Origin of the sequence: Streptomyces cavernae, from assembly GCF_004023625.1 — a bacterium.
GTDB classification, from domain to species: Bacteria; Actinomycetota; Actinomycetes; order Streptomycetales; family Streptomycetaceae; genus Streptomyces; species Streptomyces cavernae.
This window is the reverse complement of sequence record NZ_RPDJ01000098.1, coordinates 1-7,410: the sequence shown is the minus strand read 5'-3', so window position 1 is coordinate 7,410 and position 7,410 is coordinate 1. Positions and strand designations below refer to the sequence as shown.

9 protein-coding genes and 3 pseudogenes are annotated in these 7,410 nt (G+C 68.3%); 5 read left to right on the top strand and 7 right to left on the bottom strand.

Features of this window, described 5'->3' with window-relative positions:
- Nucleotides 1-129 precede the first annotated feature (129 nt).
- Nucleotides 130-641 (top strand): annotated as a pseudogene (locus EF387_RS46180) (transposase); the annotation flags it as partial.
- Complete coding sequence (locus tag EF387_RS46175; RefSeq protein WP_128382547.1) at nt 638-1,036, top strand: hypothetical protein; 399 nt, start codon at nt 638-640, stop codon at nt 1,034-1,036. The pseudogene EF387_RS46180 and the gene EF387_RS46175, both read left to right, overlap by 4 nt.
- Before the next feature lie 312 nt (nt 1,037-1,348).
- Here the strand turns inward: EF387_RS46175 and EF387_RS46170 are convergent, their stop codons facing one another.
- The 5 genes and pseudogenes from EF387_RS46170 to EF387_RS46150 form a co-directional block, all read right to left on the bottom strand.
- On the bottom strand, nt 1,349-1,582 hold the full coding sequence (locus tag EF387_RS46170; protein ID WP_128382546.1) for a hypothetical protein: 234 nt from the start codon (nt 1,580-1,582) through the stop codon (nt 1,349-1,351).
- A gap of 275 nt (nt 1,583-1,857) precedes the next feature.
- The gene (locus EF387_RS46165; protein ID WP_128382545.1) at nt 1,858-2,952 is read right to left on the bottom strand and encodes an ABC transporter permease subunit; all 1,095 of its coding nucleotides are present in this window, start codon (nt 2,950-2,952) and stop codon (nt 1,858-1,860) included.
- Nucleotides 2,949-3,881 carry an ABC transporter ATP-binding protein gene (locus EF387_RS46160; protein ID WP_128382549.1) on the bottom strand — a complete coding sequence of 311 codons (933 nt, stop codon included), beginning with the start codon at nt 3,879-3,881 and terminating at the stop codon, nt 2,949-2,951. The genes EF387_RS46165 and EF387_RS46160 overlap by 4 nt, the downstream gene beginning before the upstream one ends.
- Nucleotides 3,882-3,885: 4 nt before the next feature.
- Nucleotides 3,886-4,323 carry a GntR family transcriptional regulator gene (locus EF387_RS46155; RefSeq protein ID WP_128382544.1) on the bottom strand — a complete coding sequence of 146 codons (438 nt, stop codon included), beginning with the start codon at nt 4,321-4,323 and terminating at the stop codon, nt 3,886-3,888.
- Nucleotides 4,324-4,436: 113 nt separating this feature from the next.
- Nucleotides 4,437-4,601, bottom strand: a pseudogene (locus EF387_RS46150) (RICIN domain-containing protein); the annotation flags it as partial.
- A 132-nt stretch (nt 4,602-4,733) separates the two neighbouring features.
- Between EF387_RS46150 and EF387_RS46145 the strand changes: the two are divergent.
- From EF387_RS46145 to EF387_RS46135, 3 genes and pseudogenes are all read left to right on the top strand, one after another.
- Nucleotides 4,734-4,985, top strand: coding sequence for a hypothetical protein (locus EF387_RS46145; protein WP_128382543.1), 252 nt, complete (start codon nt 4,734-4,736; stop codon nt 4,983-4,985).
- A gap of 407 nt (nt 4,986-5,392) precedes the next feature.
- Nucleotides 5,393-5,542: pseudogene (locus EF387_RS46140) on the top strand (TraR/DksA family transcriptional regulator); the annotation flags it as partial.
- 124 nt (nt 5,543-5,666) lie between these two features.
- A complete protein-coding gene (locus EF387_RS46135; protein WP_128382542.1) occupies nt 5,667-6,041 on the top strand; it encodes a TraR/DksA family transcriptional regulator in 375 nt (124 codons plus the stop codon).
- A gap of 202 nt (nt 6,042-6,243) precedes the next feature.
- Here EF387_RS46135 and EF387_RS46130 read toward each other — a convergent pair whose 3' ends face one another.
- Nucleotides 6,244-6,636 (bottom strand): GntR family transcriptional regulator, encoded by a 393-nt coding sequence (locus EF387_RS46130; protein WP_128382541.1) that lies wholly within the window; start codon nt 6,634-6,636, stop codon nt 6,244-6,246.
- A 6-nt stretch (nt 6,637-6,642) separates the two neighbouring features.
- A complete protein-coding gene (locus EF387_RS46125; protein ID WP_128382540.1) occupies nt 6,643-7,329 on the bottom strand; it encodes a hypothetical protein in 687 nt (228 codons plus the stop codon).
- Between the last annotated feature and the right edge of the window lie 81 nt (nt 7,330-7,410).

Genomic DNA, 7,410 nt, shown 5'->3' with positions numbered 1-7,410 from the left:
GGAGACTCGCAGTCTCTGCATCACCGTGAAGCCCTCGGGGCTTGCTTGAGCCGTGGTGCCTGGAAACCGGGCATGCCCGGTTCTGAGGGGGCGGGGACGCAGCAATGCGTCCCCGCTACCCGACAGCACACCCAGAGTGTCCGTGTGGCCGCCGGGGTCCCCGCCTCGACGACCGGCCACGATCCGGCCAAGCGGGTGCCCGGCCGCAAACGCGGCCTGGCCGTGGACGTCCTCGGCCTGGTCATCGCGGTCGTCGTCCTCGCCGCGAACACCCACGACAACGCCGCGGGCATCGTCCTGCTGGACCGGGTCGCCGAGCACACCGGCAAAACCGTCCGCAAAGCCCTGGTCGACCAGGGCTTCAAGAACCAGGTCGTCGTGCACGGCGCCGGCCTCGGAATTGACGTCGAGATCGTCGCACGCAACCCGCAGGACAAGGCCTTCGTGCCGCAGCCGAAGCGGTGGAGGGTCGAGCAGACCTACGGGATCCTGATACTGCACCGGCGACTGGTCCGCGACTACGAGCACCGCCCCTATTCCTCCGCCTCCCGCGCTACTGGGCCATGACCCACGTCATGACCCGACGTCTCACCGGTGCGAACGCCCCCACCTGGCGCGCGGCGCAGGCGGCGGCAGCGTGAACATCCGGCCCCTGCTCGATGCCCTGGACCTGCAAGAGAATGCCGCCCGGGCCCTGGCCGACGACCTCCGCGCACAGATCGACGACCTGCAGACCCGATTGCGGGAGGCCGAGACGCACCTGGAGCACATCACCATCACCCGCAACACCGTCACCGGCCTCGCCGACCGGCTTCCGGCCGTCGCGCCGGAGCTGCCCGAGCACCCGGACTACCCCCGCATCCTCGCCGCCTTCAACCACGCGACCGGACCGCTACGAGCCAAGGACGTCTGCGAAGCCCTCGGCCACGAACTGCTGCCGAAGAATGTCGAAGGCACCCGCGCCAAGCTGAAACGCCTGGTCAAACTGGGAATCCTCAGCGAGGCCGACACCGGCAACTTCGCCAGGAAGCAATAGCCGACACAGCCTCCACCAGCGGCCTTGCCTCCGCCTCAGCCAGAAACGGATATCACCTTTACAAACCGCCCACTGAGGTCCCACAGGGCCTACGACAGAGCCCCGGTCCAGACGCCGTCTGGACCGGGGCTCTCGGCGTTTTCACTGCCTGGCGGACCGTTGGCTCAGCCGACGCTCAACCCCGAACTGACGGGGCCGCCCTGCTCTGACGCCTCGTCTGGTGGGCAGCTGCGGGCCTTGAGTCCCATCGCAGGCGCTGACGACTCCGGCGGATCCGTCTCAAGCCGGCGTCGAGGTCTCCAGGTCCTCGACTTACTTGGTCGTCTGGTCGTCGAAGAGTTCCTGGGTGTACTGGTCCATGGTCTTGGTGTCGACGCCGTCGCATGCGTCGGGGCGCTTGTTTTGTTCGCTCTTGTTGCCGTCCTTGTACTGCTTCTCCATGGCGGCCTTGCAGGCGGCGAGGTCGGGCTTGTCGCTGCTGCTGCAGGCGGCTGTCGTGGCGGCGAGGGCGAGCAGGACGGCTGTGATGGCTGTACGGGTGCGCATGTTTCCTCCTGGGACTGTTTGGCACTGATGGGCATGTGCGGCAGGTGGGAGCCTGGTGAAGGCGCTGTGGTAGTTGTGGACAGCACCTTCGCGGCCTGTTCGACGGGGTCGTCACCGGGGTGTGGGGGCCGCAGTGTGGGCCGCGGAGGTGAGCGGGGGCGTCGAAGCCGCAGTGTGGGCCGCGGAGGTGAGCGGGGGCGTCGAAGCCTCACCCGCTCGCCTCCTTCGGTGGGGTTGTGGAGAGCGAGTGCCCCCGTGGGGGCATGACCGGTTCCTCAGACGAGCCGCTTGCGACCCCAGGTGAAGAGGAAGACCACGATGCCGGCGGTCAGGGCGAACAGGATCGATGCCCCGAACCACTGCATACTGCTCATCTGCGATATGGGGATGTAGTCGATCGAGGCGCCGACGATGTCCGCTTTCTTCATGCACGACGCAGTCGCCTCCTCCGACAGCGTGTCCGTACACGTGGTCAAGTCGGACAGTTTCCCGCTGCCGCTGACATACGAGGTGTCGAGCACGTGCGCGGTGCGGGGCACCGAGGGGAAGGTGATCGTAGTGCCGGGACTGACCGGCTTGGTCGTGGCTGTGACGATGTCGCCGAGCGACAGCTTGAAGTAGCCCCAGACGGCCTGGAGGGCGACGGTGAACCCGAGGGTCACGACCATGGCCGCCAGCGTGCGGCGCAGGAACACACCGATCAGCACCCCGCCGAACACGGAGAGGAGGGAGAGGGCGACGGGCGCCGGGCCCGTGGTGTTGAAGAACTCCCGGGAGGTCCATTCGATGTCCAGGTAATGGAGCTTGATGGGGTTCCACCACCAGGCGAACACAGCCGACAGCGTGACCGTGGTCACCGTCACCACCAGCCCGGTCAGCGCCAGCTTCGTGGCGAGCCAGCGGTTGCGGCTCACGGACTGGGCGGCGATCAGCTTGGCCGTGCCGTTCTCCAGGTCGGCCGCGAGCAGCGGGGCGCCGAGGAGGACACCGAGTATGACGGGGAGCGCCGTGAGGCCGGTGGTGACGGAAGTGAACGCGCCGATGTAGGGGTCGAACTGCTTTCCCGCGTCGTCGAGGTTCTTGGCGGGAAAGCCGTAGGCGTTGAGGAAGTCCATCATCTGGGCGCGCTGGTAGATCATCCAGGCCACGCAGAGCACGGTGGCGGCGATCATGGTCCAGAACGCAGCCCGGTGCTGGCGCCAGACCAGCCAGGTCATACCGCTGAGGCGGGGGCGCCGGGTGGCCTCCGTGGTGCTCGCGTTCCCGGCCCCGTGCCCGGCGCCGTTCTTGGTTGCGTTCATCGTGCCGTTCATCGTCCGGTTCGCCGTCCCGTTCCTGCCGTCGGTCGAGGGGTTGGTGAAGGTGCTCATGCCGCCACCGTCCCGGTGCCGAACGCCTGGCCCTGGACCTGGGCGGTGGGAGTGACCAGCGGTGGCGCGTCGGGTGAGCGGAGATAGGCGAGCAGGAGTTCCTCCATGCCCGGGGCGGTCGCCTCCCAGGGGCCGGTGAGCGGGCCCTCCGGGCGGATGAGTGCGGTGAACTGCCGTCCGCTGGTCCTGGCCTCGACGAGCGTGTGGTACCCGAGGAAGTCGGGCAGGCCCTCACCCTCCCTGACCCCGGTGACCACGGAGTGCACGGACATCAGCTCATCCACGTCACCGGCCAGGCGCACTCCGCCGCCGGAGACGACGACGAGGAAGTCGCACACGTTCTCCAGTTCGGCGAGGACGTGGGTGGACATCACCACGGTGGTGCCGCGCTCGCCGGCCTCGGCGAGGAGGGTGCCCATGAGTTCGTGGCGCACGACTGGATCGAGGTCCGCCATCGGCTCGTCGAGCAGCAACAGGTCGGGGCGCTTGCCGAAAACGAGGGCGATGGCGACGCGGGTGCGCTGGCCACCGGAGAGAGTGCCGATCTTCGCGTCGAAGGACACGTTGCCCGCACGGACGATGTCCTCGGCGGCGCGCTGGTCCCAGCCCGGGTTCAGCTCCCGCCCCAGCCGCAGGGTCTCCGCCACGGTGAAGCGACGGAACAACGGCTTCTCCTGCGCGAGGAAGGCCGTACGCCGACCGGACTCCACCGAGCCCGGCGCCCCGCCGAACAGACTGAGCGAGCCCTGCGTCGGCTTCAGGACATGCGCCGCGATGTTCAGCAGCGTGGTCTTACCCGCCCCATTGGGGCCGACCAGTCCGCAGATCCTGCCCGCCGGAAGCCGGAAGGTGCAGTCCCGCAGCGCCCAGCCCCGCCGGTAACGCATCCCCAGCCCGTGTGCCTCGAGCGCCGGCTCCCCCGCGTACATGACGTCACTCACCTGTGCTCCTCGTTGTCCTGACCCCCGTGACCGCCGTGGTCCCGGCGGCGTACTGCTGCTCCAGCGCTGACGCGACCAGCGCGGCCACGTCCTCCTGCTCCAGACCGGCCTCGGCCGCCTTCGACATCCACGCCACCAGCTCCCCGTACAGCGGCGAGTCGGTGCCCGTCTCGGGGCGGCCCAGCGTGCGGCGCACGAAGGTGCCCAGGCCCGGTCGCGGTTCGACCAGGCCCTCACGCTCCAGCTCGCGGTACGCCTTGAGGGTGGTGTTCGGGTTGACCGCGCTCGTCTCGGAGACCTCCTTTGCGGTGGGCAGCCGGTCACCCGGCACCAGTACGCCCAGCCGCAGGGCCTGCTTGGTCTGCTGCACGATCTGCTGGAAGGCAGGGACACCGCTCCGCCTGTCGATGCGGTACTCCACGGCCACCACTCCCTTCCATCATCATTCCACTACTCGATTAGTGGAATGATGATGGAAGGGAGGGGCTGCAGTTGTCAACGTCTCTCGGCCTGGTTTTCCGTTTCCCGACGACGCCCAGCCGCTCAGACCGCGGTGAAGGTCCACTGCACGTTCCCGGACCACTGCTTGGTCACGGAGCCCGAGGGCACGTGGCCGCCGCCGTCGAGGACCAAGCCGGTGGCCTGGTTGACGATCCAGTACCTGCCGCCGCCCTGGTACCTGAGCTGCCACTGCTGGCTGTTGCCGCCGGCGGCGCCGCCTACTGCGACACCCAGCGCACCCATGCGCCCGAGAGCTCGGGGGGCCGACCCGACGGGCACGCATGTTTTCTCCTGGGACTGTTTGGCACTGATGGGCATCGTGCGGCAGGTGGGAGCCTGGTGAAGGCGCTGTGGCAGTTCTGTGACGTGGATCCGCCGCCCGTTTACCGCGCACGCGCAGCAACGGCCGGGCAGTTGCCGAGCCGCAGCGACGGTGTCGGCCCGTTGATGCTCGAGGCGACGGCACAGGCAGCGTCGTGGAAACCGTGCAGGAGCGAACGCGGAGGACCGATCACCGAAACCGCCGTTCGTGAGCTCTCAGAAGAGACCGGCCTTGCCGATGTGGGTTGGTTCGGCGTTTCGCTGTTGTGACAGAAGCGTTGACGAGGTCCTGCGCAGGACCAATTTTCTGACCGATTCACGAACGTGGTTCGAAATTACGGACGGGCGTGACAGTCGGTATCCCTGCACCACCCGCACCAGAGGGAGTCCTGCGCCTGGTCAAACTCGGGATCCTCACCGAGGCCGGCACCGGCAACTTCGCCAGGAGGCAATAGCCGACAGAACCTCCACCAGCGGCCTTGCTCCCACCTCAGCCAGAAACGGAGATCACCTTACAAACCGCCCACTTAAAGCCCACTTAAAGCGCTTGTCCCGCTCCGAAATCGCCGAGCACGACGGCGACCGCACAGCGAATCGGGCTGACCATGCGTCAGGGAGTTGGCGAACTCGATGGGTTCCTGTCGCCGATTCCGGTTTGCTCTTCATGCCTTCCCTGAGTCTGGAAGGAGATCGAGGCGGCCTTCGCCCGGCTTGAGGAGGGCAGCTACGGCATCTGCCGGGGGTGCAGCAGGTCGATCCCGGTGGAGCGGCTGGAGATCCTGCCGTACGCGCGGTGCTGCGTGCCCTGCCAGCAGCGCGCCGGCTGATCAGCACGGCCTTCCCCTGTGCCACAGGGGCACATAGGGGCACGGGTCCGTCGTCTCCGTCCCGCTCCGGCTGCGGTCGGAGCGTTCTGGGTGCCCCCCTGCTTCTTCCTGAAGGGGTGAAGTCGTGAACCAGCAGGTCGTCGTGGCAGACACCAACGCGGGCCTGGGCGCGGCCGAATTGTCTGCGCTGCGGGAGAACCTCAACGAGCAGCGTGCCTTTCGTCTGGACCAGCTCGCCCAGCTCTGGCAGGGCGCTCCTGCCAGAGCCCAGCGCGTCCGCGAACGGGCTGCGGTCGCCCAGCTGGAGGTGCACATCAAGCTGTGTGCCTCGGCCCGCATGGTCCTCGCCGACGTGGAAGCCGCCCTGGAGCGCATGGATCAGGGCACGTACGGCATCTGCCAGCAGTGCCGGCACCCCCTCGAGCTGGCGCGGCTGCGCATCGTGCCGCAGGCCCGCTACTGCGGGCGTTGCCACCAGGTCCGTAAGGCTCGCTCATGATCGCCACAGTTCGCCGCCCGCCGTGGCCGGCCTGCCGACCGGGCCCGACCGGCGGGGTACGGCAACGGCGATGAAGCGTGGTGGGGGCTGTGGTTGGGCCCACCACAGCCCCCACCACGCTGGTCACAGCGGGGCGTCGTGGCGGCTGGGCACACAGCGGCCCGAAAAGCCGCGCAAGGCAGGGGCCGGGCCTCCGAGGCGTTCAGTCTCCGGGGGCGGGTGACGTGGTGACGGGTGCGCTGGACAGGCAGTTGTGAACCATGGACAGGAGCTCCTGGTCCGTGAGACCGAACCCGCGTGCCTGGGTGATGAGGCCGTGCACGGCCTCGGTGAGTCGTGCCTGATCCGCGATGCCGGGCGCCGCGGTGATCACCGCGCCCCGGCCACGGCGCAGCTCGATCAGGCCCTCGTCACGCAGTCGCTGGTAACCGCGCAGAACCGTGTGCACGTTGACGCCCAGCGACTCGGCGACCTCACGGGCAGGCGGCAGTCGCTCACCCGGGGCTGCCGCGCCGTTGGCGATCGCCCCCCGTACACAGGCCGCGATCTGCTCGCCCAGCGGTACGGGAGAGCTCGGTAGCACCCGAAACAGCATTCCTACTCACGCTCCCGCCGCGTGGCGATTCACCAGGCCGTTGAGCAGCGCGGCCGCGGTCGTCGAGTCGTCGACGGTGACCACGTATTCGCGTCCACCCGCCGTGCGGACCGATAGCGCCTCCCCCGAACGCAGCACCACGCCCCGCCGGTTCGGGCGTATCCGGTAGCCCCAGCCGCCGAAGTCCCCCATGGCGTTGACCTGGACGCTGCTGGCACTGACGATGCTGCCGAGCGACAGGGCCAGCCGGGGCCTGGGCAGGACCGTCGAAGCAACGGTAAGTCCGCGCCGGTCCACGGTAACCCGGACACCGGCGAACGGTGCGCAGGTAAGACCGAGGACGAGCGGCAGCAGTCCCGCCTGCCAGGGACCGAACGTCACGGCGAACAGCCCGCAGAGTGTGACGGCGCCGGCCGTCAACAGCAGTGCGCGGGAGATCATGGTGCGGCTCCAGGCCGCAGCCTCGCCCTCGGTCAGCAGTAGGGCAGGAGACAACCGCGTGGGCGCGGAGCGCGGCCCGCCGCTCGTCAGCCACCAGGCCAGCGCGCCGGTGGCCAAGCCCGCGAGCAGTAACACGGCCATATGCCACATCGGCAGTTGCACTTCAGCCGGATCCTGGACGTCCGTGTTGACAAGGACGGTGAGGACTAAGCCTCGATCCACCGGGCAATAGCCGGTCCAGGGCTTGGACATGAAGACGCGGATGCCCTCTGAGCTGGGATGATGGGACTTCCTAGGGTTCCATGTCCACAGAATCGGAGTGCATCCGCGAGA